The sequence below is a fragment of the Streptomyces sp. NBC_01429 genome (assembly GCF_036231945.1).
Lineage (GTDB): Bacteria > Actinomycetota > Actinomycetes > Streptomycetales > Streptomycetaceae > Streptomyces.
The window spans coordinates 7,555,447-7,577,893 of sequence record NZ_CP109599.1; the positions used below are offsets into that span (position 1 = coordinate 7,555,447).

At 71.5% G+C, this 22,447-nt stretch carries 21 protein-coding genes; 7 read left to right on the plus strand and 14 right to left on the minus strand.

Annotation, left to right across the window (positions count from 1 at the left end; translation table 11 throughout):
- Window positions 1-38 precede the first annotated feature (38 nt).
- Genes OG627_RS33335 through OG627_RS33350 form a run of 4 tightly spaced genes read right to left on the minus strand, consistent with a single transcriptional unit; the run spans window position 39 to window position 4,103 of the window.
- The gene (locus OG627_RS33335) at window positions 39-1,079 is read right to left on the minus strand and encodes an iron-siderophore ABC transporter substrate-binding protein (RefSeq protein WP_329071577.1); all 1,041 of its coding nucleotides are present in this window, start codon (window positions 1,077-1,079) and stop codon (window positions 39-41) included.
- Window positions 1,080-1,103: 24 nt separating this feature from the next.
- Window positions 1,104-1,946: an ABC transporter ATP-binding protein gene (locus OG627_RS33340; protein ID WP_329071579.1), complete on the minus strand. Its 843-nt coding sequence runs from the start codon at window positions 1,944-1,946 to the stop codon at window positions 1,104-1,106.
- A gap of 25 nt (window positions 1,947-1,971) precedes the next feature.
- Window positions 1,972-3,066, minus strand: a complete 1,095-nt coding sequence (locus OG627_RS33345; RefSeq protein ID WP_443073589.1) for a FecCD family ABC transporter permease — start codon at window positions 3,064-3,066, stop codon at window positions 1,972-1,974.
- Window positions 3,063-4,103: a FecCD family ABC transporter permease gene (locus OG627_RS33350; RefSeq protein WP_329073171.1), complete on the minus strand. Its 1,041-nt coding sequence runs from the start codon at window positions 4,101-4,103 to the stop codon at window positions 3,063-3,065. Before OG627_RS33350 ends, OG627_RS33345 begins: the two co-directional genes overlap by 4 nt.
- 230 nt (window positions 4,104-4,333) lie before the next feature.
- Between OG627_RS33350 and OG627_RS33355 the strand changes: the two genes are divergently transcribed.
- Window positions 4,334-4,897 (plus strand): MSMEG_1061 family FMN-dependent PPOX-type flavoprotein, encoded by a 564-nt coding sequence (locus OG627_RS33355; RefSeq protein WP_329071581.1) that lies wholly within the window; start codon window positions 4,334-4,336, stop codon window positions 4,895-4,897.
- A 55-nt stretch (window positions 4,898-4,952) separates the two neighbouring features.
- On the opposite strand, the gene OG627_RS33360 is transcribed toward OG627_RS33355, so the two are convergent.
- Complete coding sequence (locus OG627_RS33360; protein ID WP_329071583.1) at window positions 4,953-5,807, minus strand: MOSC N-terminal beta barrel domain-containing protein; 855 nt, start codon at window positions 5,805-5,807, stop codon at window positions 4,953-4,955.
- Window positions 5,808-5,817: 10 nt separating this feature from the next.
- Window positions 5,818-6,630: an MBL fold metallo-hydrolase gene (locus OG627_RS33365; RefSeq protein ID WP_329071584.1), complete on the minus strand. Its 813-nt coding sequence runs from the start codon at window positions 6,628-6,630 to the stop codon at window positions 5,818-5,820.
- A gap of 301 nt (window positions 6,631-6,931) precedes the next feature.
- On the opposite strand from OG627_RS33365, the gene OG627_RS33370 reads away from it, so the two are divergent.
- Window positions 6,932-7,507, plus strand: coding sequence for a TetR/AcrR family transcriptional regulator (locus OG627_RS33370; RefSeq protein ID WP_329071585.1), 576 nt, complete (start codon window positions 6,932-6,934; stop codon window positions 7,505-7,507).
- 72 nt (window positions 7,508-7,579) lie between these two features.
- Here the strand turns inward: OG627_RS33370 and OG627_RS33375 are convergent, their stop codons facing one another.
- On the minus strand, window positions 7,580-8,530 hold the full coding sequence (locus OG627_RS33375) for a LysR family transcriptional regulator (RefSeq protein WP_329071587.1): 951 nt from the start codon (window positions 8,528-8,530) through the stop codon (window positions 7,580-7,582).
- A 144-nt stretch (window positions 8,531-8,674) separates the two neighbouring features.
- Here OG627_RS33375 and OG627_RS33380 point away from each other — a divergent pair, with 144 nt between their 5' ends.
- Both OG627_RS33380 and OG627_RS33385 read left to right on the plus strand, forming a co-directional pair.
- On the plus strand, window positions 8,675-9,055 hold the full coding sequence (locus OG627_RS33380) for a VOC family protein (RefSeq protein WP_329071589.1): 381 nt from the start codon (window positions 8,675-8,677) through the stop codon (window positions 9,053-9,055).
- Window positions 9,056-9,341: 286 nt separating this feature from the next.
- Complete coding sequence (locus OG627_RS33385; RefSeq protein ID WP_329071591.1) at window positions 9,342-10,571, plus strand: alginate lyase family protein; 1,230 nt, start codon at window positions 9,342-9,344, stop codon at window positions 10,569-10,571.
- 46 nt (window positions 10,572-10,617) lie between these two features.
- Here the strand turns inward: OG627_RS33385 and OG627_RS33390 are convergent, their stop codons facing one another.
- Both OG627_RS33390 and OG627_RS33395 read right to left on the minus strand, forming a co-directional pair.
- A complete protein-coding gene (locus OG627_RS33390) occupies window positions 10,618-12,147 on the minus strand; it encodes a glycosyltransferase family 39 protein (protein WP_329071593.1) in 1,530 nt (509 codons plus the stop codon).
- Between the two features lie 170 nt (window positions 12,148-12,317).
- Window positions 12,318-12,695 carry an ArsR/SmtB family transcription factor gene (locus tag OG627_RS33395; RefSeq protein WP_329071594.1) on the minus strand — a complete coding sequence of 126 codons (378 nt, stop codon included), beginning with the start codon at window positions 12,693-12,695 and terminating at the stop codon, window positions 12,318-12,320.
- Between the two features lie 103 nt (window positions 12,696-12,798).
- Here OG627_RS33395 and OG627_RS33400 point away from each other — a divergent pair, with 103 nt between their 5' ends.
- Entirely contained in the window at window positions 12,799-14,805 is a 2,007-nt protein-coding gene (locus OG627_RS33400; protein WP_329071595.1) for a heavy metal translocating P-type ATPase, read from the plus strand.
- A gap of 101 nt (window positions 14,806-14,906) precedes the next feature.
- On the plus strand, window positions 14,907-15,410 hold the full coding sequence (locus OG627_RS33405) for a zinc ribbon domain-containing protein (protein WP_329071597.1): 504 nt from the start codon (window positions 14,907-14,909) through the stop codon (window positions 15,408-15,410).
- 18 nt (window positions 15,411-15,428) lie between these two features.
- On the opposite strand, the gene OG627_RS33410 is transcribed toward OG627_RS33405, so the two are convergent.
- The 5 genes from OG627_RS33410 to OG627_RS33430 form a co-directional block, all read right to left on the minus strand.
- Window positions 15,429-15,788 carry a hypothetical protein gene (locus OG627_RS33410; protein WP_329071599.1) on the minus strand — a complete coding sequence of 120 codons (360 nt, stop codon included), beginning with the start codon at window positions 15,786-15,788 and terminating at the stop codon, window positions 15,429-15,431.
- Window positions 15,789-15,855: 67 nt separating this feature from the next.
- Window positions 15,856-16,887: a LacI family DNA-binding transcriptional regulator gene (locus OG627_RS33415; RefSeq protein ID WP_329071601.1), complete on the minus strand. Its 1,032-nt coding sequence runs from the start codon at window positions 16,885-16,887 to the stop codon at window positions 15,856-15,858.
- Window positions 16,888-16,927: 40 nt separating this feature from the next.
- Complete coding sequence (locus OG627_RS33420) at window positions 16,928-17,848, minus strand: carbohydrate ABC transporter permease (RefSeq protein WP_329071603.1); 921 nt, start codon at window positions 17,846-17,848, stop codon at window positions 16,928-16,930.
- Window positions 17,845-18,846, minus strand: a complete 1,002-nt coding sequence (locus OG627_RS33425) for a carbohydrate ABC transporter permease (protein WP_329071604.1) — start codon at window positions 18,844-18,846, stop codon at window positions 17,845-17,847. The genes OG627_RS33420 and OG627_RS33425 overlap by 4 nt, the downstream gene beginning before the upstream one ends.
- Window positions 18,846-20,162: an ABC transporter substrate-binding protein gene (locus OG627_RS33430; RefSeq protein WP_329071607.1), complete on the minus strand. Its 1,317-nt coding sequence runs from the start codon at window positions 20,160-20,162 to the stop codon at window positions 18,846-18,848. Before OG627_RS33430 ends, OG627_RS33425 begins: the two co-directional genes overlap by 1 nt.
- Before the next feature lie 223 nt (window positions 20,163-20,385).
- Here OG627_RS33430 and OG627_RS33435 point away from each other — a divergent pair, with 223 nt between their 5' ends.
- Window positions 20,386-22,407, plus strand: a complete 2,022-nt coding sequence (locus tag OG627_RS33435; RefSeq protein ID WP_329071608.1) for a beta-galactosidase — start codon at window positions 20,386-20,388, stop codon at window positions 22,405-22,407.
- Window positions 22,408-22,447 lie beyond the last annotated feature (40 nt).

Genomic DNA, 22,447 nt, shown 5'->3' on the forward strand with positions numbered 1-22,447 from the left:
GTGTGCGGTGAGGTGCGGTACGGGGGAGGAGGGAGGCCCTACTTGAGGGGCGCCGCGAACAGCGGGACGACCTTCTCCAGCGCGTACGCCACCGAGAGGACCGAGTCCGTCGCGAACGCCGAGCCGAGCGTCTCGTCGTCGAACACCACCGAGTGACCGGCCTTGACGGAGGGGACGGCCTTGTACAGCGGGTCGTCCGAGATCTTCTTCGCGTCGATGCCGATCGGTGCCATGACGGTGAGATCGGCGTTCAGCAGATCCAGGTTCTCGCGGGAGATGGTGAGGGAGAACGAGTCGCCCGACTTGGCCTCGACGGCCGGATTGTTCTTGAAACCGAGGCGTTCGACGAAGTCGACGCGGCCCGTGCCGTGCACATAGGCGCCCCACGCGCTGCTGGTGCGTGAGCCGACCGTGATCGTCTTCCCCTTGAACTCGGGGTGGGCGGCGGCCGATTCCTTGAACTTCTTCTCGGTCTCGGAGATGAGTTCCTCGCCCTTGTCGGGAATACCGAGCGCGGCCGAGATCATCTGCGTCTGCTTGTCCCACGAGATCTTGTACTGGTCGCCGCCCTTCGGGACGCCGATCGTGGGGGCGATCTTGCTGAGAGTGTCGTAACGCTCCTGGGCGCCGCTGGACTTGGTGTCCAGGATCAGATCGGGCTTGAGCGCCGCTATCTTCTCGAACTCGGGCTCCAGGGTGCCGATCATCTGCGGGCTCTTCTTGTAGAGACCCTTGGCCCACGGCCCGACCCCGTCGTCGCCGAACGCCAGCCAGTCGCTGGCCCCGACGGGCTGCACGCCGAGCGCCAGCGTGGCCTCGGCGTCGCCCCAGCCCAGCGCGACCACGCGCTTGGGCTGCTCGGGGACGGTGATGTCACCGAACTTGGTCGCGACCTTCACCGGGAAAGCGCCGCTCGCCGCGGACGTGGCGTCCGACGCGGTGTCGTCCGAGTCCGATGAGGACGAGCCGCAGGCGGCGAGGAGCCCCACGGCCAGCGCGGTGATCACGGCCCACGCGGCGGGCACGGCCCGCCGGGAAGGACGTCTTGGGGGAGTGGAGAGGGTCTGCTGTGATGACATGAACTTAGGGTAACCTAACCTATGTCATTCGGCGGTCGCGGGGTGCGGCACCTCGGACGCCGGTGCCCGGGTGACGTGATGACGCCCCATCGGCACGATCATCGGCGTCCCGGACGCGGGATCCTCGGCCACCGAGCAGCGCATCCCGAACACCTCGGTCACCAGGGACGCCGTCACGGTCTCCGCCGGAGTCCCCTCCGCCACGATCCGCCCGTCCTTCATCGCGATCAGATGATCGGCGTACCGGCAGGCCAGATTGAGATCGTGCAGCACCACCACGATGGTGGAGCCGTACTCCCGGTTGAGGTCCGTCAGCAGGTCCAGCACATCGAGCTGGTGGCTGATGTCCAGGAAGGTCGTCGGCTCGTCCAGCAGCAGGATGTCCGTACGCTGCGAGAGCGCCATCGCGATCCACACCCGCTGCCGCTGGCCGCCGGAGAGTTCGTCGACGGGCCGCGCGGCCAGCTCCAGTACGTCGGTGGCCAGCAGCGCCTGCGCCACCGCCTCGTCGTCCTCGGTCGTCCAGCGCCGGAACCAGCCCTGGTGCGGATAGCGGCCCCGGCCCACCAGATCGCTCACCGTGATGCCGTCGGGCGCCACCGGACTCTGCGGCAGGATGCCGAGCACCGACGCGACCTCCTTGGTCGGCATCCCGTGGATGCTCCTGCCGTCCAGGAGCACGTTTCCCGCGGAGGGCGCGAGCAGCCGGGCCATCGAGCGCAGCAGGGTGGACTTCCCGCACGCGTTCGGGCCCACGATCATGGTGATCCCGCCCGGCGGGATGTCGACGCTCAGCCCCTTGACGACCTCGCGCCCGTCATAGCCGAGCCGGACATCACGCGCCTGGAGAGTGTGCTCCGCACTCATGTGCAGATCCTTCCGTTTCCATCAGTCATCCGCCTTTGCCCACCCGGTTCGCGCCGGCCAGCAGCCACAGCAGATAGGGGGCGCCGATCACACTCGTCACCACACCCACCGGGAACTGGGTGGAGCCCAGCAGATGCTGTGCCGCGAAGTCCGCGAGCAGCACGATCAGGGCCCCGGTCAGCGCCGCGGGCAGCAGGGCGGCACCCTGACGCGGCACCAGCCGCCGGGCGATCGGCGCGGCCACGAACGCCACGAACGTCACCGGGCCCGCCGCGCCCGTCGCCACACCCGCCAGCGCCACCGCGCAGCCGATCAGCGCCAGCCGCCCGCGCTCCACCCGGCTGCCGAGCCCCATCGCGGTCTCGTCGCCCAGTTGCAGCGCCCGCAGCGACCGCGCCGCCGCGAACGTCAACGGCACGAGCACGACGAGGGCGCCCAGCAGCGGCCAGAACTGCTTCCACGACCGGCCGTTGAGGCTGCCCGTCAGCCACGCCAGCGCGTTCTGCGCGACGGACACGTCCGAACTCGTCAGCAAATGCGAGATCACGCTGGACAGCGCCGCGCCCATACCGATACCGACCAGCACGAGCCGGTATCCGGCGACGCCCTGGCGCCAGGCCAGCGCGTAGATCGCCGCGGCGGCCAGCAGGGCCCCGACGACGGCCGAGGCGGACAGCGCGAAGCCGCTCGCCCCGAACGTCACCCCGGCCAGCACCGCCGCGGCGCTGGCGCCCGCGCTGATGCCGATCACGTCCGGGCTCGCCAGCGGATTGCGCAGCAGCGTCTGGAACACCGCCCCCGACAGACCGAAGGCCGCCCCGACCAGCATGCCGATCAGCGCGCGGGGCAGCCGCAGTTCGAGGACGACGAATTGTGTCCCCGCGTCACCGCCGCCCGCGAGCGTGGCGATCACATCGCGGACCGGGATAATCAGATCGCCGTAGGACAGCGCCAGACACACCGCGCCGAACACGGCGGCGGACAGCGCGAGGGAGACCGCGGTGGACCGGGCCCGGCCGGCCCGGCGTACCCGTACGACATTCCGTACGGCACCGGCCAGCCGCTCGTCCCCGGGGGCGTGCTCCGCCGCGGCGGGACGCTCCGCCGTTCCTTCCCTCACAACTCCACCTGCTTGCGACGACGGACCAGGATGACGAACGGCACGGCGCCGACGACCGCCGTCACGATCCCGACCTGCACTTCACCCGGCTGGAGGATGAACCGTCCCACGATGTCGGAGAACAGGATCAGGATCGGCGCGAGAAGCACGCTGTACGGCAGGATCCAGCGGTAGTCGGGGCCGGTGATCAGCCGGGCGGCGTGCGCCACGATCAGCCCGACGAAGCCGATCGGCCCGGCGATCGCCGTGGCCGTGCCGCACAGCACCACCACCGAGGCCGCCGCCGCGAGCCGGGCCGACCCGACCCGCTGACCCAGCGCCCGCGCGATGTCGTCGCCCATCGACAGGGCGTTGAGCCGCGGCCCCAGCCCCATCGCGAAGACCACGCCCACCACGATGAACGGCAGCGCCTGCCAGAGCAGATCGGCGTCCCGGCCCGACAGCGAACCGACCTTCCAGAAGCGGAAGCGGTCGAAGAGCATGCGGTCCCTGAGCAGCATCGCGGTCGTCAGCGACCCGAGGATGGCACTCGTCGCGGCACCGGCCAGCGCGAGCTTCACCGGCGTCGCGCCCTCCCGGCCCAGCGACCCGATGCTGTAGACCAGCACGGCCGCGAGGAGCGCGCCGAGGAAACCGAACCAGATGTACTGACCCGGCTCCGTCAGACCCAGCACCCCGATACAGAACACCACGGCCACCGAGGCACCGGCGTTGACGCCGAGGATGCCGGGATCGGCCAGCGGATTGCGCGCGACGCCCTGCATGACCGCACCGGCCAGCCCCAGCGCCGCGCCCGTCATCAGGCCGGCGACCGTGCGCGGAATACGTTCCTCCCGCACGACCAGCTGACCCTTGACGGACAGATCGGGATCGAACAGGCCGTGCAGGACATCGCCCGCGGTGACGTCCCCGGAACCGAACAGGAGACTCGCCCAGGCCACCGCCACCAGCGCCACCAGGGCCGTCACCAGTCCCAGGGCGAGCAACGGGCGGCCGTGCACCGGACGCCCGGCCTCCTTGCGTGGCGGCGCGTCCACCGGCGACGGTGTGGTCGCGCCGGGCGGGGCCTCGTGTGTCGTCACGTCAGGCGGGCCTTCGTGTGGAGCGTGCCACCACGGTGCATCTGAAGTGCCCTCACTGTGCCTCCCCGCGCGCGGCCGACCGCTCGCGGAACCCTTGATTCAGGTCATAGGATTCAGGTCATAAAGTAAGGTGAGCCTAACATTCACGGAACACCGTAGTGCCACCCCCATCCGGGAGAAACACCGTGACCAGCGCCGCGACCACCGACCCCACCGCGACCGCGGAGCGTACGGGCCACCGCAGGCTCGGGTCCGCCACGGAGCTGCGGGACCTGCTCGGCCAGCCGCATCCGATCGTCATCGACAAGGTCCGCGCGCGGCTGATCGCCGACGATCTGGAACTGCTGTCCCGCTCCCCGTTCTGCCTGCTGTCCACCTCGGACAGCCGGGGCAACTGCGACGCCTCACCGCGCGGCGACGTACCCGGATTCGTGCACGCCCTCGACGACCGCACCCTCGCGATCCCGGACCGCCCGGGCAACCGCCGGGCCGACAGCTTCCACAACATCCTGGACAACCCGCACGTCGGCCTCCTCCATCTCGTCCCCGGCGGCAAGGAAGTCCTGCGGGTCAACGGCAGGGCCCAGATCCTCACCGACGCGCCGTTCTTCGACACGATGACACTCAAGGGGCAACGCCCCCTGCTGGCCCTGTTCATCGAGATCGACGAGATCTTCCGGCACTGCCCCGCCTCGCTCACCAGGTCGGGCATCTGGCGGCCGGAGACCTGGCCGACGCCGCGACCCTAGGGTGTGCGCCGTGTGGTCGGCGGTCCTCCCCAAGGCCCCGGCGTCAACGGTGACATCAGATGCTGCCGCGGGCGCTCGGCCGGTTCGCAACGGAAGACCCTAGTGGAGCGCGACCCTGTCGCGGGTTCTGATCACTCCGCTGTGGACGACTTCCGCGTAACCGCCGGCGCAGGGGAGCACGCCGAAGCCCGGGACATCCACCCGGTTCGCCGTCATCAGGGTCCGTACGGCGTGCGGGGCGCGCGGGAGCGGGCCGTGTTCCAGTGTGGGAACCGCGCACCGGGGGGGTCGGCAGGGTGACGCGCAGGACGACCGGCCTTTCCCGGCCGATGCGCAGTTCCTTTCCCACCCAGTCGTTCTCGACGAACGCCGGTGTGCCCGGAGGCGTCTCGACGACGATGTTGGGGCGGTAGCGGACGAGTTCGGCGCCCACGTGTTCCAGCGTGGCTGTGGTGATGACGTGGACGGGGGCGTAGTCGACGAAGGTCGAACCGGGAGAACCCTGCCCGATCCGTAGCGTCGGCGCGGCCACCCGCGCGTCGACACCGAGGGCCAGTACGTCCTCGGGATCCGTTCGTTCGACGGACGCCGCCGACGGCCGGTCGCGCGTCAGCCGGACGGATCTGCCCAAGGCGTCCGACAGCAGCCCGTCGATCCGGGGATCGCCGGCCTCGGCGCTCCACCCCTGCGGCGAGGTGATCAGGACGTCGTCGCCGCGGACCGTCGCGGTGAAGGCCAGAAGCCCTCGCCACAGGCGGGGATGCTTGGCGGTGGCGACGAGCCCGGTCCCGGTGTCGAGCACGGCCAGTGCCCGATCGTGTTCGACCCCGCCCGGCCCCAGCCGGGCAGCGGGCAGGGAGCCGCCGAGCATCGATTTCACGGGGTAGTGCCGCACCATCGCGACGTACATCGGCTTCCCCTCAGGGGCGTTGGAGGACCTGTGGCGGCAAGGGACTGTCGCTGGAGGTGAACCAGTCACCGTTCGCCCTGACCGATGAGGTCACACCCAGCTCGTCGCACTGCTCGACGAAACGGGCGACGGCACGCGGGGTCTCGCGGTAGACCGGTGGCTTGTGTATGGAGCCGTAGTGGATCGGAACGGCCGTCCGGGCGCCCAGGATGTGGGCCGCGACGGCGGCCTGCTCCGGAGTCATGCTGGCGTTGAGCGGGCTGGGGGGCTGTAGGTGGGGTACGTCCACGACGGCTCCGTTGATCGGCAGGAACGCGAAGTCGATGGGGCCGACACGGTTCGCGATCGACCACCAGTATCCGTGGAACAGGGTGTCCCCGGCGTGGATGACGCGTACGCCGTCGCACTCGACGATCCAGCAGCACTGCGGGCAGCCCAGTCCGTCGATCGCGGGTCCCGCGATGATGTGGAACGGCCCCACGCGCTGCTCTTCCCAGAGGCGGAGCACGTGGGTCCGGATGCCCCGCTCGATGAAGAGCGCCTCCGCTTCGGCGGTCCACGTCCGATCGTGGTCGGTTCCCCGGGCGGGCTCGGGCCGGAAGACGGGCGCTCCCTCGGCCAGCGCCGCGCCGATCGTCACCGGGTCGGCGTGATCGAGGTGGAGGTGGGTGACCAGGGCCGCGGCGGTGCCGCCGGGTGCGGACGGGAGGGGGAACGGTTCGTCGGAGAACAGCGGTGAGTTGTTCTGGACGGCGTCGATGAGCAGGTACTGGCCGGCGTGCTCGATCTCTAAGCCGGCCCAGCCGAGGCGTCGTATGCGCATGGTGACTCCTGTGATGTCTGCGAGGTGAATCCGGCAGCCGGTCGGCCGAGGAGGATTCCGGGCGAGCGCGCGGATGCGACCAGCACACCTAGAACGTGCGTTCTGCGCTTGCCCGCAGACTCTAGAACGCGCGTTCTCGGATGGGAAGCGGGGATGCGGTACAGGTGACGCGCGTCACTGGGGAACGGCAGGTGCGACCGACCTTCCGGCCAGGGGGCCGGTGCGCTCGCGGCGGGTACGCTGAAACGCGCGTTCTGGACGGCATGGCCGGACGGCATGAACCGATCGGGGGTTACCTGGGATGGAACAGCAAGAGGCGCGGTCCCGCGTGCTGGCGGCCGCCGAGGAGCTGTACTACGGGCGGGGAATCCATGCGGTCGGGATCGACGAAGTCCGCGACCGGGCGGGGGTGTCCTTGGCCAAGCTCTACAAGCTCTTCCCGTCCAAGCAGCACTTGGTGGCCGCCTACCTGACCGCCCGGGGCCGGCGGCTGCGCGCGGAGCTCGCCGAGTACGTCGACCGGGCCGCCCCGGCGCCGGCGACCTCCACGGCGCGGCTGCTCGCCGTCTTCGGCCATCTGCGGGAGACGATCGACGCCCCGGAACACCGCGGCTGCGCCTTCACCAACGCCTGGGTCGAAGCCGGAGCGCACTGCGGCCCGGCCGACGCCCTGGTCGCCGAGGCGGTGCGCGAACACAAGCGCCTGCTCGGCGACTATCTGGCAGATCTGGCGGCGGACCGCACCGACCCCCGCGGTGTCGCTGAGCAGATCCAACTGCTGACCGAGGGGGCGATGGTGTTGTCCTCGATCATGGGGCCGGATGCCGCCCGCCACGCCCGCCGCGCCGCGACCGCGGTACTCGACGCCGACACCTGACCGGCCACGGCCCGGCCCCCGGGAGACGGCCTCGCGAGCTCACGGCCCCGTCACCGAACCGGGCCGCGCGCGTCAGCGCGTCCCGCCGAGCGGCCCTTCGGGACCGAGCAGCCGGTCCAGTGAACCGCCCACATGCGGGCACAGCGCACGGGTCACCTCCAGGAACGCCGCCAGTACGGGGGAGCGGTCGCTCGCGCGGAACGACATGACCAGCGCGGGCAGTTCCACCCGTGGACTCACCTCGCAGAACCAGGTGTCCGGGCGGGCCGCCACCCGCATGCACGCCGGGCCGAGCCCCACCCCCGCCCCGCACGCGGCCAGCCCGATGATGGTGTGCACGTCCCGCGCCTCGGTCGCCCCGCGCAGCGCGGGCGCGTCGTCCCCCAGCAGCGCCCGGAGCCCGGCGAAGGTGGCCGGCTCGTCGTCCGCGGCCGTCACGATCAGCCGCTGCTCCCTGAGCTGCTCCGCCCCCACCCGCCGCTGGCCCGCGTAGGGATGGCCGGCGCCGACCACAGCGACCAGCGGGTCCCGGCCCACGGTGACCGACACGAGATCCTCGGCGCCCGCCCCACGGGGCGCGCCCCGGCCGATGTACACATCCAGGTCGCCCGCGATCAGCGACGCGGCGCCCGGCGCCGACGACATCTCGCGCAGGACCGGCCGTACATCGGGATGGTCGCCGAGGAACCGCCCCAGTACGGAGGGCAGCAGCTCCAGCAGGGCCGAACCGATGAACCCGAGCCGCAGCCGGCCCGTCTCGCCCCGGGCGGCCCGGCCCGCGTCGCTCGCCGCCGCCGACATCTCGGCCAGCGCCCGGCGGGCCCGCGCGAGGAACGCCTCGCCCGCGGCCGTCGGAAACACACCGCCCGGCGTACGGTCGAACAGCCGGGCGCCCAGCTCCCGCTCCAGCGCCGCGATCTGTTTGGAGAGCGGCGGCTGCGCGATGCCGACGGCCGCCGCGGCCCGTCCGAAGTGCTGGTGCTCGGCCAGGGCGAGCGCGTACCGCATATGACGTGCTTCCACACCGCGACCCTACGTCCGCACCGGGACGTCCACACCGGGCGCCGCGATACCCGGAGGGTATCGCGGACGGTGTTGTGAGATATCCCGGTGGATGACACCGTCCGGCTCCTGTGGACTGGGAACCGATCCCCAAGGAGAGCCCACATGATCCTCAAGACCTATGCCCGGGTATTCACCCGCTCCGTCGACGACTCGCTGCCCGTGCTGCGTGAACTGGTCGGCGCCGAACCCGACTTCCGCGTCACCTTCCAGGACCTGGAGATCGCCGCCATCGGCGACTTCTGCGTGGTGGCGGGCACCGACGAGGCGCTCGCCCCCTACCGCCACACGATCGGACCGCTGATCGTCGACGATCTCGACGCGACCAGGGAGGCCGTCGTGGCGCTGGGGGCCGAGCTGACCGTGCCGTACTTCGAGAGCGCGAGCGGCCACGGCTTCTACGCGAGGAATCCCGACGGCGCGGTCATCGAATACGTGCGGTGGCGGCCCGAGTTCGCCCGTCTCGTCTTCGGGGCGGACCACTGACGTGTGAGCAACCGATTTCTGCGGGGGGCGGCGGGATGCCGTCCCCCGTGGCGCGCAACGGGTCGGCCGTACGGCGAACGAGAAGGAGCGGCAACTGCCTTCTCGTCGCCGAGAATCGAATCGACGAGGTGGGACGGACCGAAAGTTTCGCATTCGGTTCGGGCCGGAGACATGACGTTCATCTGCCCGCAGCATAGGGACCGGTTTCCATCCCCGTACGTCTCTCCGCCATCCCCCCCCAACCACGCGCCCCCCACGGTGCTCGTTCTCCGGGAGTGAGATCTCCATGAGCCGCAACATCACCCACGCCATGTCCCGCCGCGGCCTGCTCAGGGCCGCCGGCGGGCTCGCCGTCGCCGGGGCGGCGGGTGGCCTCGCCACCTCCGTCGTCGCCGGCTCCGCCCAGGCAGCCCCGGCCACCTTCACCCACCCCGGCATGCTGAACGCGTCCGGCGAACTCAACCGCGCCAAGGTACGTGTGGCGGCCGGCAACGACCCCTGGCTGGCCGGCTGGAACCGGCTGACCGCCAACTCGCACGCCCAGTCGGGATGGCAGCCCAATCCCCAGGCCACCATCATCCGCGGCGGCACCGGCGAGAACTACGGAACGCTCTACAACGACATCCACGCGGCCTACCAGAACGCCCTGCGCTGGCAGATCGGCGGCACCACCGCCCACGGCGACACGGCCCGGAACATCCTCAACGCCTGGTCGGCCACGCTCACCACGGTCACCGGCAACGCCGACCGGTTCCTCGCCGCCGGGATCTACGGCTACCAGTTCGCGCAGGCCGCCGAACTGATGCGTGGCTACTCCGGCTTCGACCTCGACCGGTTCCGGCGGATGATGGTGAACGTCTTCTACCCGCTGAACAACCAGTTCCTGACGGAGCACAACGGCGCCTGCATCACCAACTACTGGGCCAACTGGGACCTGTGCAACATGAACTCGATCCTGGCGATCGGGATCCTCAACGACGACGCGGGCAAGTACGACCAGGCCGTCAACTACTTCAAGAACGGCGCGGGCAACGGCGCGATCCAGAAGGCCGTCCCCTTCGTGTACGAGAGCCAGGGCCTGGCCCAGTGGCAGGAGTCCGGCCGGGACCAGGGCCACACCATGATGGGCATGGGCCAGATGGGCGCCTTCTGCGAGATGGCCTGGAACCAGGGTGACGACCTGTACGGCTACGACAACAACCGCTTCATGAAGGCGGCCCAGTACGTCGCCAAGTACAACCTCGGCCAGGACGTGCCCTGGACCAAGTACACCTGGGGCACCGGCCAGAGCTGCGCCTACCAGGAACACACCGCCATCTCCGCGGACAGCCGCGGCCAGGCCAGGCCCGTGTGGGACATCCTCCACTACCACTACGCCAGGCGCCGCAACCTCTCCGTCCCGTACATCACCGCCATCGCCGAGAGCGTCCGTCCCGAGGGCGGCGGCGGTGACTACGGGCCGAACAGCGGCGGCTTCGACCAACTGGGCTTCGGCACACTGCTGTACGCCAAGTGACCCGTCACGAGGGGGAGTCGGGGCGCCCCGCTGATGGTCCCGGGGGTCAGCACGCTCCCGGGCGGGCGTAGAGCGTGATCTGAGCCCGCGTCACCCGCCGGGTGCCGCACCGCTCGAAGTCCGCCCGGAGGGTCGATCGTTTGACGTTCTCCCGGTCCGTCGCCTCCAGCGGCTCACCGGCCACGTCATGGACCACGACGATCCTCCGGGCGGCCAGCATCCGGGCCCGGACCGCGCCCGGCGTCAACTCCGTACCGTGCAGGGTGTCCGAGGCGACGGGGGAGCGGTCCAGGGCGAGATCCGAGAGCCCCCGGAACTCCTGTGGCCGGGCCAGCGTCCACACCCGCCGCCGCGCGGGCGTGAAGATCAGCCCGTCGCCCGGTCGCGCGCTCTCCCGCACCGCGCGCGCGATGGCGGTGGCATCGTTCTGCCGACTCTGCGGAGTGCGCAGGTGTGTGCCCACCGGGACCAGCGCCAGCACGACGAGCAGCCCGGCCCCCGCTGTCACCGCGTACCCGTGAAGTCGCGCCCCGCGTGCGCCGTCCCCGTCCCCCGCGCGCCGCCACACCCCGTCGAGCGCGGCGCCGAGAAGCAGGGCCAGCGCCGCGGTGTACGACAGGACGTACCGCTCGACGTACAGCGCCCGCAGTGGAGTCAGCGCCATCAGCAGCGCGGTCGGCAGGATCAGCAGCGGCAGCGCGAGCGTGCCCAGCCGCAGCGGCGGTGGCGGGACTTTCGCCACCGCCGCTGCGGTACGGGGCGGCGTACGCGCGCACAACAGGCCGATCAGTGCGACCGCCGCGAAGCCGAGCGTGTGCCGCGCGCCGGGTGCGCCGATCCAGTTGACCTGCGACGACTGGGTGGTGCTGAAGACCGCGAGCGGCAGTGTGCCCACGACCACCACCCCCGCGGCCACGCTCCACCCACGGGTGACCGGGCGCGCCGGTCCGGACCTGAACACCGTCACGCCGTGGGCGAGCAGGGTCAGCAGCGCGAACTCGTGCAGCAGACAGGCGGTCAGTATGACGGCGGCGTACGCGGCCCACCGGCGCCCGCGCGGCCTGCCCACCGCCGCCGTCAGCAGCCATGTCGTCCAGATGACGAGGGCGCACACCAGCGCGTACGAGCGGCCTTCCTGCGCGTATCGCTGTACGGCGGGGATCAGCGGGAAGACCAGCCCGGCCAGCAGCCCGGCGCGCGGCCCCGCGAGTGTCCGCCCCAGCAGCGCGATTCCGGCGGCGCCCGCCGCCACCGCGAGCACCGACGGCAGCCGCAGCGCGGCCAGTCCGCCGTCCCACACCCCGAACACCCCGTGCAGACACAGGTAGTAGAGCCCGTGCACCGCGTCGACGTGGCCGAGCGTGCGCCAGATCTCCGGCAGGGTCCGGTGCGCCACCTCGTAGGTGACGGCCTCGTCGCCCCACAGGGTGTCCTCGCGCCGGATCCCCCACAGCCCGAGCACCAGGGCCAGGGCGACGGGCGCCATGGTGACCAGGACCGGCGCGAAGGCGCGCCGCCGGGCGGCGGGTGCGGACTGTTGCGCGGGCGGGGGCGCCGTCGTCGGGAGCGGCGCCAAGGATGGTGCGAAAGCCGGTGCGAAGGGCGGTGAGGAGTACGGAAAAGAGTGCGGTAAGGGGTGCGGTGCGCGGGGAATGGCGGGGCTCCGTTCACGAAATGCCGGTCTGCCCGCACTATTCCGGATCGAGGCGGTGTGTTCCCGCGCGACGCGATGGATCCCCGGCGCCGCTACGCGTCGTGCTCGTCCTCCGCGCGGTCGGGCAGGTCGCGGGCGCCCAGGCGCAGATGCTCGATGTGGTAGACGGCTTCGTCGAGGAGCTGTGCGACATGGGTGTCGTACAGGCTGTAGACGATCCGCCTGCCCTGCCGGGCCCCGGTCACCAGCCCCAGCGCGCGCAGCAGCCGCAGCTGGTGCGAGACGGCGGACTGCTCCATGGCCACGGCCCCGGCCAGTTCGGTCACGCCGCACGGGCTCTGCCGCAGGCGCGTGAGGATCATCAGCCGGGAGGGCGTCGCCAGCGCCTGGAGTGTCGCGGCGATCGTGGCGGCGGAGTCCGCGTCGAGATGTCCGGTCGGCGTGGCGCGTTCATCGACTCCGTGTCCCATGCGCTCATCGTATATCCACAAACACGTGAAGACCTCTTCATGTATTCCGCTATGGTGGGCGGGAGCGCGTTCGCGCTGCCCCCCGACCAAGAGGTGTGCTCCGATGGCTCTTCCCGTGCTCGGCGAACAGAACGAAAAGGGTGAACGGGACGAAGGGGTCGCGTCGCGCCCCCGGACCGCGCTGCCGCCGCCGCGCCGGACCCGGCTGTTCGCGCTGCCCGAGGTGCGCTGGGCCGCAGTCTCCGCGCTCGCCTTCGTCCTCGCCTTCCCGCTCGATCTGACCGGTGCCCCCGGCTGGACCTGGGGACCGCTGTACGCGCTCTGCTACGCCGCCGGGGGATGGGAGCCGGGCTGGGCCGGACTGCGGGCGCTGCGCGAGCGGACACTCGATGTCGACCTGCTGATGGTGGTCGCCGCGATCGGGGCGGCGGCGATCGGACAGTTCCTCGACGGCGGCCTGCTCATCGTCATCTTCGCCGTCTCGGGCGCGCTGGAGGCGCTGGCGACCCGGCGCACCGAGGATTCGGTGCGCGGCCTGCTCGACCTGGCGCCCGCCACGGCCGTACGGCTCGCGGAGAGCGGCGAGGAGACCGTCCACCTCGCGGATCTCGCGGTCGGTGACCTCGTCCTCGTACGGCCGGGGGAGCGGCTGCCCGCCGACGGCACCGTGGTCGACGGCGCCAGTGACGTGGACCAGGCGACCATCACAGGCGAGCCGCTGCCGGTCACCAGGACGCCCGGCGACCCGGTGTTCGCCGGGACGCTCAACGGCACGGGCGCGCTGCGCGTACGGGTGGACAAGGACGCCTCCGAGTCGGTCATCGCCCGGATCGTGGAGATGGTCGCCGAGGCGAGCGGCACGAAGGCGCCCACACAGCTGTTCATCGAGAAGGTCGAACAGCGCTACTCGGCCGGTGTCGTGGTCGCCACCCTGGCGCTGTTCGGCCTGCCGCTCGCCTTCGGTGCGGACTTCACCGCGACGCTGCTGCGCGCCATGACCTTCATGATCGTCGCCTCGCCGTGCGCGGTGGTCCTGGCCACGATGCCCCCGCTGCTCTCCGCGATCGCCAACGCCGGGCGCCACGGGGTCCTGGTCAAGTCGGCGGTCGTGATGGAACGGCTCGGCGCGGTGAACCGGGTGGCGCTGGACAAGACCGGCACCCTGACCGAGGGTTCGCCCCGGGTCACCGACGTGATGCCGCTGCCCGCCGTACCCGGCGCGGGCGGGCAGTGGACCGAGGAAGAGGTCCTGGCGCTGGCCGCCTCCGCCGAGCACTCCAGCGAACACCCGCTGGCTCGCGCGGTGGTGGCCCTCGCCGGGGAACGGGGCGTGCGGCTGTCCCCCGCCGGGGAGTTCTCCTCCGCGCCGGGCCGGGGCGTCCGGGCGCTGGTCGGCGGCCGGGAGGTGCGGGTCGGCAGTCCGGCCGCGCTGCTGGGAGCAGACGGCGGCCCGGTCCGTACGGCGGTGGCACGCGCCGAGGACGCCGGGCGCACGGCCGTCGTGGTCCTCGTCGACGGCGCTCCGGCCGCCGTGCTCGCCCTGGCCGACCGGCTGCGCCCCGGAGCCGCCGACGCGGTCGCCGCGCTCGGCCGCCTCACCGGCACCGCCCCCACCCTGCTCACCGGCGACAACGAGCGGGCCGCCGGCCGGCTCGCCGAGGAGGTCGGCATCGGCGACGTCCGCGCGGGGCTGCTGCCCGAGGACAAGGCCGCCGCCGTACGGGAGTGGGAGGAGGCGGGCGACCGGACGCTGGTGGTGGGCGACGGCGTCAACGACGCGCCCGCGCTCGCCGCCGCGCACAGCGGCATCGCCCTCGGCCGGGCCGGCTCCGACCTGGCGCTGGAGACGGCCGACGCGGTCGTCGTGCGCGACGAACTGGCCACGGTCCCGGCCGTCGTCGCCCTCTCCCGCCGCGCCCGCCGCCTCGTGGTGCAGAACCTCGTCATCGCCTCGGTCTGCATCGGCGCGCTGGTCGTCTGGGACCTCGCCGGACAGCTGCCCCTGCCGCTCGGCGTCGCCGGCCACGAGGGCTCCACCGTCCTGGTCGGCCTCAACGGCCTTCGCCTGCTGCGTGATTCGGCCTGGCGGCGCGCGTCGGCCACCGGGTAGGGGGGACGGCGCGCGGGGGGCCGTCCTGTGGTGAAACGAAGGCGCGACGGGCCGTACGATCGACATGCTGTCCATCGCACATCCTCAGGAGGCACGCGTCCATGACGCCGCCCGCTACCGCCACCGTCCTCATGACCCTGGACGAGCAACTCGCCCGTTCGGCCCCGGAACAGCAGGGCGCCCTGTGGAGACTGGCGGAACCGGGACGCGGTCTGGATGCCAACGTTGTCAGGCTGTCGCCGGGCGGGGGAGTGGCCGAGCACAGCGACGACGTGCTCGACGTCCTGCTGGTCGTCCTCGACGGCGACGGCTACCTCGGCACGCCGGACGGCCGTCAGCGGCTCACCCCGCACACGGTGGTCTGGTTACCCAGGACCTCGTACCGCTCCCTGAGCGCGGGCGACAGCGGCCTCGTCTATCTGACCGCCCACCCGCGCCGCCCGGGGCTGTCCGTCTCCGGTGCGGGGTCCGGTGTGCGCTCCACCGAGGGCGGCGGACCGTCCCGCCGACGCGGCCGGGTGTGCGCCGAGTGCGGGCGGCTCGCGCAGGAGAGCGACGCGAGGTTCTGCGGCCGGTGCGGTCACCGGCTGCCGGAACGGCCCTGACCGGCCCTGCGGCCGGTCCTACGAGACCTCCGGCAGCGCGTCCGGGACCCCGTCCAGTACGTCGATCGCGCCGCCGAGCCGGACCCGCGCCTGCCCGGTGGCGAGCGCGAACCGCCCCTGCGAGAAGTCCCGGGTGAGCGGGTTGACGCGGTACCTCTCCGCCGCCTTCGCCGCCCGGCGCACCGCCTTCGCCGCCCCCACGAGCCGCTCGGCCGCCTCACCGGGCTCCTCGCCGTCGGCCGTCAGCTCCGCCGCGCACCGGTCGATCTCCTCCGCGTGCGCCCCGAGGTCACCGGCCCGCTCGACGCCCCCGGGGCCGTCGACGACGCCGAGGGCGTCCTGGATCTCCCGCAGCCTGTCCCGCAACTCGGTGCTCATCCGGCCAGCTTAGACCGACCGGCAATCGGGGGGCGGAGCCGGAGCGCCGCGCACCCCACCCGTGCTCCTACGCCGAGTCACGGACCACCAGCTCCGTCGGGAGCGTCACCGTGGAGGTCTCCTCCCCGCCGATCTGCGCGAGCAGCACCCGTACCATCTCCGCGCTGATCCGGTCCCACGGCTGACGGATCGTGGTGAGCGCCGGGCGGGTGTCCAGCGCCGCCGGGGAGTCGTCGAAGCCGCCCACCGAGACGTCCTCCGGCACCCGGCGTCCCGCGTCCTGGAGCGCCGTGAGCACGCCCTGCGCCATCAGGTCGGACGCGACGAACACCGCGTCGAGATCCGGGACGCGCCGCAGCAGCTCGGCGGCGCACGACTCACCGCTCGCCCTGCTGTAGTCCCCGGAGGCGATGAGCCGCTCGTCGGCCGCCAGGCCGGACTCGGCGAGGATCTCGCGGTAGCCCGCCAGCCGCTCGGTGCCTCCGGGGGTGTCCAGCGGACCGGTCACCGTCGCGATCCGGCGGCGGCCGGTCCGTACCAGATGGCGCACCATCTCCCGCGCGCCGTCCCGGTCGTCCGCCGAGACGTAACTGACCTTCGGACTCTGACCGAGCGGCTTGCCACAGGCCACCAACGGCACGCGTGCCGCGCGCAGTTGCTCGGCGACCGGATCGCCGGAGTGGCTGGAGACCAGCAGCACCCCGTCCACATGGCCCGAGGTGATGTACCGGGCGATCCGGCGCCGTTCGTCCTTCGTGCCCGCGATCATCAGCAGCAGCGGGATGTCGTGGGCGGCCAGCGCCTGCGTACAACCCCGCAACAGCACATTGAAGTTGGGGTCCTCGAAGAACCGCTCCTGCGGCTCGGTGAGCACGAACGCCACCGAGTCCGACCGGCCCGTGATGAGGCTGCGCGCGTGCCGGTTGACCACGTAACCGGTCCTGCGGATCGCCGCGTTGACGGCCTCCTGCGCCGCCGGGCTCACATAGTGGCCGCCGTTGAGTACCCGTGAGACGGTGCCGCGGGAGACCCCGGCCTCCCGTGCCACATCGTGAATCGTGGGCGGCTTGCGCCGGCCGTTGCTGCCCGTGCGGCTCATACCTGTCGTTCTTTCATGATCGTCGCTGTCGCGTCACGCGTCAGGACTTTACGGCCCCGGACAGCAGATCCAGACTCCAGAAGCGCTGGATGACCAGGAACAGCGCGATCAGCGGCACCACCGCGAGCAGCGCGCCGGTGATCACCAGAGTGTAGAGGGCCGGGGTGTTGGCGCCCTGCTGGAGGAGTGTGTACAGCCCGAGGGTGACCGGGAACTTCTGGTCGTCACCGAGCATGATGTACGGGAGCAGGAAGTTGTTCCACACCGCGACGAACTGGAACAGGAACACCGTCACCAGCCCCGGCAGCATCATCGGCAGCGCCACCGACCGGAAGATCCGCCATTCACCGCCGCCGTCCATCCGGCCCGCCTCGACCACATCGGCCGGCACGGAGGCCGCCGCGTAGATCCGGGCGAGATAGACGCCGTACGGGGAGAGGATCAGCGGCAGCAGCACGGACAGATAGCTGTCGGCCATGTCGGCCTTCGCCATCAGCAGATACTGCGGTACGGCGAGGATCACCGGCGGCATCAGCACCCCGGCGAGCAGCACGTTGAAGATCGTCTCGCGGCCCCGGAAGCGGTAGACCGCCAGCGCGTAGCCGCTGAGCGCCGAGACGGCCGTCGAGAGCAGCGCGCCGAACCCCGCGTAGAACAGGGAGTTGGCCATCCACCGCCAGTACACCCCGTCGCGGTACGCGGACAGGTCGGCGATGTTGTCGGTGAATCCCGTACCGGGCAGGAAGGTGAAGGTGGAGAACAGCTCACGGCCGGACTTGGTGGCGGCCACCACGATCCAGGCCACCGGCAGCAGGCAGTACGCGGCGCCGATCAGCAGCGCCGCGGTGGGCACCCAGGCGATCCGGCGCGCGTCCCGGGGAGCGCGGCGCGGCGGCCCCTGCGCCGTTCCGGGGGTGGTGCCGGCCGCGGGCGCGGTACGGCGGGTGGTGACAGCGGTCACGGGGTCTCTCCCTGGTTCGAACGGGAGCCGACGGTCTTGAGGAAGCCGAAGGACAGCGCGAGGGTCACGACGGCGATGACCACGGAGGTGGCCGCCGCCGAGTAGATGTCGTTCTTGATGAAGGCGTCCTGATACACCTTCATCAGCGGTGACCAGGTCGTGGACAGCGAGTTGGTCAGCGGCTTGAGGGTGGTGGGCTCACTGAACACCTGGAGCGTCGCGATGATCGAGAAGAAGAAGGTCAGCACGAGCGAGGGCGCCACGATCGGGATCTTGATCCGCAGCGCCGTCTGGAGCTGCGAGGCGCCGTCGAGCCGGGCCGCCTCGTAGATCTCGGCCGGGATCGAGCGCAGCGACGTATAGATCACGATCATGTTGAAGCCGGTGCCGCCCCACAGGGCGATGTTGGCCAGGGCCACGAACAGCGGTCCGCCGTCGAGCAGATCGGGCTGCGGCAGTCCGCCCTTGTCGAGCAGGTAGTAGAACGGGCTGACGTCGGGCAGGTACAGGAAGCCCCACATCAGCGCCGCGATCACCCCGGGCACCGCGTACGGCAGGAAGATCGCGAGCCGTGAGAAGCCGCTCAGCCGGGTGCGCTCCGCGTCCAGCATCAGCGCGAGGACGAGCGCGAGCCCGAGCATGCAGGGCACCACGATCGCCCCGTACCCCAGCACCCGTACGGCGCTGGCGAGCAGCTCGGAGTCGGACAGGGCGTCCGTGTAGTTGGAGAGCCCCGCCCAGACCTCGCTGCGCGCGCCCTTGCCCAGCCCCAGCCCCTTGACCTCGACCTTCCGCAGACTCAGGAAGAGCGCGTAGCCGATGGGGAGGGCGAAGAACAGCGCGAACAGGGTGACGGCGGGCAGCAGGAAGGCGTACGGGGCGTTGCGCACCCGGCGCCCGGCGCGACCGCGCGCGGGGCGGGACGAGGTGGCACCGGTGGTCTCGGGGGCGCCCGGCGCGCGGCGGGGGCCGCGCGCCGGGCTCGTCTCGGTGGACATCAGCCGGTGACCTCGAAGCCCTGCTTCTTGAGGTCGGCGACCGTGGCCCGCTGCATGGCGGTCAGCGCGGCGGTGAAGTCCGACTTGTTCTTGGCGGCCTGGGCGAAGGAGTCACGGAACTCGGTGTACGCGACGTTCACGTTCGGTCCCCACGCGGAGGGCGCCGCGGTCTTCGCGACGTCGGCGGCCGTGGTGAAGAAGTCCGGCTGGTTCGAGAAGTACTCGGGCGCGGTGCTCAGCGCGCCGCCCGTCTGCGCGGCGGTCGCGGCCGGGTAGATCCCGCCCTCCTTCACCAGCGCGGCCAGGGCGGCGCTGTCCGTGTTCAGCCAGGCGGCGAACCGCGCCGCGGCCTTCTTGTGGGCCGAGTCGTTGGTGACGGCGGTGGAGGAGCCGCCCCAGCTGCCGGTCTTCCGCTCGCCCTTGTTCCACTGCGGCAGCGGCGCCATGGCCCACTTGCCCTTGGTCTGCGGCGCGGCGGTGGTCAGGGTGCCGGGGGCCCAGACGGCGCTGACCCACGCGATCTGCTTGCCGGTGTTGAGCGCCTTGTTCCAGGACGGGGTGTACATGGGCTGGTTGTCGATGGAGCCGTCCTTGACCAGACCGCCCCAGAACTCCGCGACCTTCTTCGTGGCCGCGTCGTCGATCCCGACCTTCCAGGACTCGCCCTCGGTCGTCCACCACTTGGCGCCCGCCTGCTGCGCGAGTCCGGCGAAGAGCCCGGAGTCGTTGCTGGAGAACGTGGTGAGGGCCTTGGAGGGGTCCTGCTTCTTCAGGGCGCGCGCGGTCGCCGCGAACTCGTCCCAGGTGGTGGGCACGGTGAGCTTGTACTTCTTGAAGAGGTCCTGGCGGTAGTAGAACATCATCGGCCCGGAGTCCTGCGGCACCGCGTACACCGCGTCCGTACCGAGCGTGGTCTGCTGCCAGACGCCCGGGGCGAACGCGCTCTCGGCGTCCTTGACCTCGCCGGATATGTCCGCCAGGACATCATTGCTGACCAGGGTGGGAAGCGCCTGGTACTCGGCCTGCACCAGATCCGGGGCCTTCTTGGCCTTGGCCGCGGTGATGATCTTGGTGACCAGGTCGTCGCCGGACGCCTGCTTCTTCACCGTGACCTTGATCTGCGCCTTCTTGCCCTCGGTGGCGTTCCAGATGTCGGCCACCTTGTCCATCCCCGGTGCCCAGGCCCAGTAGGTGAGCGAGACGGGCCCGCCGGCCTCCGAGTCGTCGTCGCCCGAGCCGCAGGCCGCGAGGCCGGTCGTGCCCAGTGCGATGGTGAGGGACGTGGCCACGAGGCGTCGTCGCGTCGTGAATTGCATGGTGTTACTCCCCTGACGAAGGTCTCCGCCATGGATGCGGCAGACCGGCCATGCTCTGTGAGCGTTCACAGTAGAGAAACTTTCCGGACACTTGTCAATGGTTGTTCCTGTGCGCTTATGTTGGATCTGCAACGCCGTCCCTGTGTGTGCACGTTCCCACACCGGGTGTCGGTCACCGTTCGATCGCCGCTCAACCGCCGCACGCTGCACAGGAGGCACATCCATGCCGGACACCACCCCCCACGGACTCGACGGACTCGCGTTCGGCGGGGACTACAACCCCGAACAGTGGCCCGAGTCCGTCTGGCAGGAGGACGTCCGCCTCATGCGCGAGGCCGGCGTCAACCTGGTCAGCGTCGGCATCTTCTCCTGGGCCATGCTGGAGCCCGAGCCGGGCCGCTACGAGTTCGGCTGGCTCGACCGGGTCCTCGACCTGCTCCACGAGCACGGCATCCGCGTCGACCTGGGCACCCCCACCGTCGCCCCGCCGGCCTGGTTCTACCGCGCCCACCCCGAGGCGCTGCCCGTCAGCCGGGAGGGCACGCGGTACGCCTTCGGCTCGCGCGGCGCGATCTGCCACAGCTCGCCCGCGTACCGCGAGGCCGCCGCCACCATCACCGAACTGCTCGCCCGCCGCTACGCCGACCATCCGGCGCTGGCCATGTGGCACGTCCACAACGAGTACGGCGTCCCCGTCAGCGCCTGCTACTGCGAGAACTGCGCCGCGCACTTCCGGCGCTGGCTGGCCGCCACCCACGGGAGCGTCGAGGCGGTCAACGCGGCCTGGGGCACGGCCTTCTGGGGGCAGCGCTACGCCTCCTTCGAGGAGATCGAACCACCCCGCGCCACCCCCACCGTGTGCAACCCGGCCCAGCGCCTCGACTACGCGCGCTTCGCCGACGCCACCATGCGGGAGAACTTCGTCCGCGAACGCGACCTGCTGCACCGCCACGCGCCCGGCGCCCCCGTCACCACCAACTTCATGACCGCCCTCAGCCAGTGTGACTCGGTCGACTACTGGGCCTGGGGCCGCGAGGTCGACCTCGTCACCAACGACCACTACCTGATCACCGACGGCCGGCGCACCCACGTCAATCTCGCGATGGCCGCCGACCTCACCCGCTCCGTGGCCGGCGGCGCCCCCTGGCTGCTGCTCGAACACTCCACCAGCGGTGTCAACTGGCAGCCCCGCAACCCCGCCAAGGCGCCGGGCCAGATGGCCAGGAACAGCCTCGGCCACGTGGCGCGCGGCTCCGAGGGCGCGCTGTTCTTCCAGTGGCGCCAGTCCCGGCGCGGCGCCGAGAAGTTCCACTCGGCGATGCTGCCGCACGCCGGCACCGAGAGCCGCGTCTGGCGCGAGGTCGTCGGACTCGGCGCCGCCCTGGACAACCTGGCGACGGTGCGCGGTACGAGGACGGTCGCCGACGCCGCCATGGTCTGGGACTGGCAGTCCTGGTGGGCGCAGCGGCTCGAATGGCGGCCGAGCGAGGACCACGACGCGCGCGAGCGGGCCGACACCTTCTACGAGACGCTCTACGACCGGCACCTGACCATCGACTTCGCCCACCCCGAGGCCGATCTGTCGGCCTACCCCCTGGTCGTGGTGCCCGCCCTCTACCTCGCGACCGAGGCCACGGGCGAGAACCTGCGCCGGTACGTCGAGAACGGCGGCACCCTCGTCGTCTCGTACTTCTCCGGCATCGTCGACGAGCACGACGCCGTGCACCCCGGCGCCCACCCGGGCCCGCTGCGGGACGTCCTCGGGCTGACCGTCGAGGAGTTCTCCCCGCTCGGCGAGGGCGAGCGGGTCGGCCTCACCGGGCCCGACGGCGCCGAACTGACCGGGGACGTGTGGACCGAGTTCGTCGTCCCGCAGGGCGCCGAGACGGTCTGGACCTACGCCGACGGGCTCGCCGCCGAACGGCCCGCCGTCACCCGGCACCGGCTCGGCGAGGGCACGGCCTGGTACATCTCCACCCGGCTGGACGCCGGCGCCCTCGACACCGTCCTCGCCGCCGCGTCCGAGGACGCCCGCCTCGCACCGCGCGCCGAGCTGCCGCGCGACGTCGAGGTGGTACGCCGCGGCGGAGAGCACGGCGAGTACCTCTTCGCCATCAACCACTCCGACACGGACGCCAAGGTGGCGCTGCCGGCCCACGGAACCGAACTCCTCACCGGGGAACGGGCCGCGGGCAGGCTGGGCGTACCGGCGGGCGCGGTACGTGTCGTACGGCTCGACGCCTGAGCCGAGGGCCGGCGTCCGGCGCCACCCGGCTCCACCTCCT

Coding starts and splice junctions, on each gene's coding strand:
- OG627_RS33335 (WP_329071577.1), bottom strand. CDS start 1,079: ATGTCATCACAGCAGACCCTCTCCACTCCCCCAAGACGTCCTTCCCGG.
- OG627_RS33340 (WP_329071579.1), bottom strand. CDS start 1,946: ATGAGTGCGGAGCACACTCTCCAGGCGCGTGATGTCCGGCTCGGCTAT.
- OG627_RS33360 (WP_329071583.1), bottom strand. CDS start 5,807: ATGTACGTCGCGATGGTGCGGCACTACCCCGTGAAATCGATGCTCGGC.
- OG627_RS33365 (WP_329071584.1), bottom strand. CDS start 6,630: ATGCGCATACGACGCCTCGGCTGGGCCGGCTTAGAGATCGAGCACGCC.
- OG627_RS33370 (WP_329071585.1), top strand. CDS start 6,932: ATGGAACAGCAAGAGGCGCGGTCCCGCGTGCTGGCGGCCGCCGAGGAG.
- OG627_RS33380 (WP_329071589.1), top strand. CDS start 8,675: ATGATCCTCAAGACCTATGCCCGGGTATTCACCCGCTCCGTCGACGAC.
- OG627_RS33385 (WP_329071591.1), top strand. CDS start 9,342: ATGAGCCGCAACATCACCCACGCCATGTCCCGCCGCGGCCTGCTCAGG.
- OG627_RS33395 (WP_329071594.1), bottom strand. CDS start 12,695: ATGGGACACGGAGTCGATGAACGCGCCACGCCGACCGGACATCTCGAC.
- OG627_RS33400 (WP_329071595.1), top strand. CDS start 12,799: ATGGCTCTTCCCGTGCTCGGCGAACAGAACGAAAAGGGTGAACGGGAC.
- OG627_RS33405 (WP_329071597.1), top strand. CDS start 14,907: ATGACGCCGCCCGCTACCGCCACCGTCCTCATGACCCTGGACGAGCAA.
- OG627_RS33410 (WP_329071599.1), bottom strand. CDS start 15,788: ATGAGCACCGAGTTGCGGGACAGGCTGCGGGAGATCCAGGACGCCCTC.
- OG627_RS33415 (WP_329071601.1), bottom strand. CDS start 16,887: ATGAGCCGCACGGGCAGCAACGGCCGGCGCAAGCCGCCCACGATTCAC.
- OG627_RS33425 (WP_329071604.1), bottom strand. CDS start 18,846: ATGTCCACCGAGACGAGCCCGGCGCGCGGCCCCCGCCGCGCGCCGGGC.
- OG627_RS33430 (WP_329071607.1), bottom strand. CDS start 20,162: ATGCAATTCACGACGCGACGACGCCTCGTGGCCACGTCCCTCACCATC.
- OG627_RS33435 (WP_329071608.1), top strand. CDS start 20,386: ATGCCGGACACCACCCCCCACGGACTCGACGGACTCGCGTTCGGCGGG.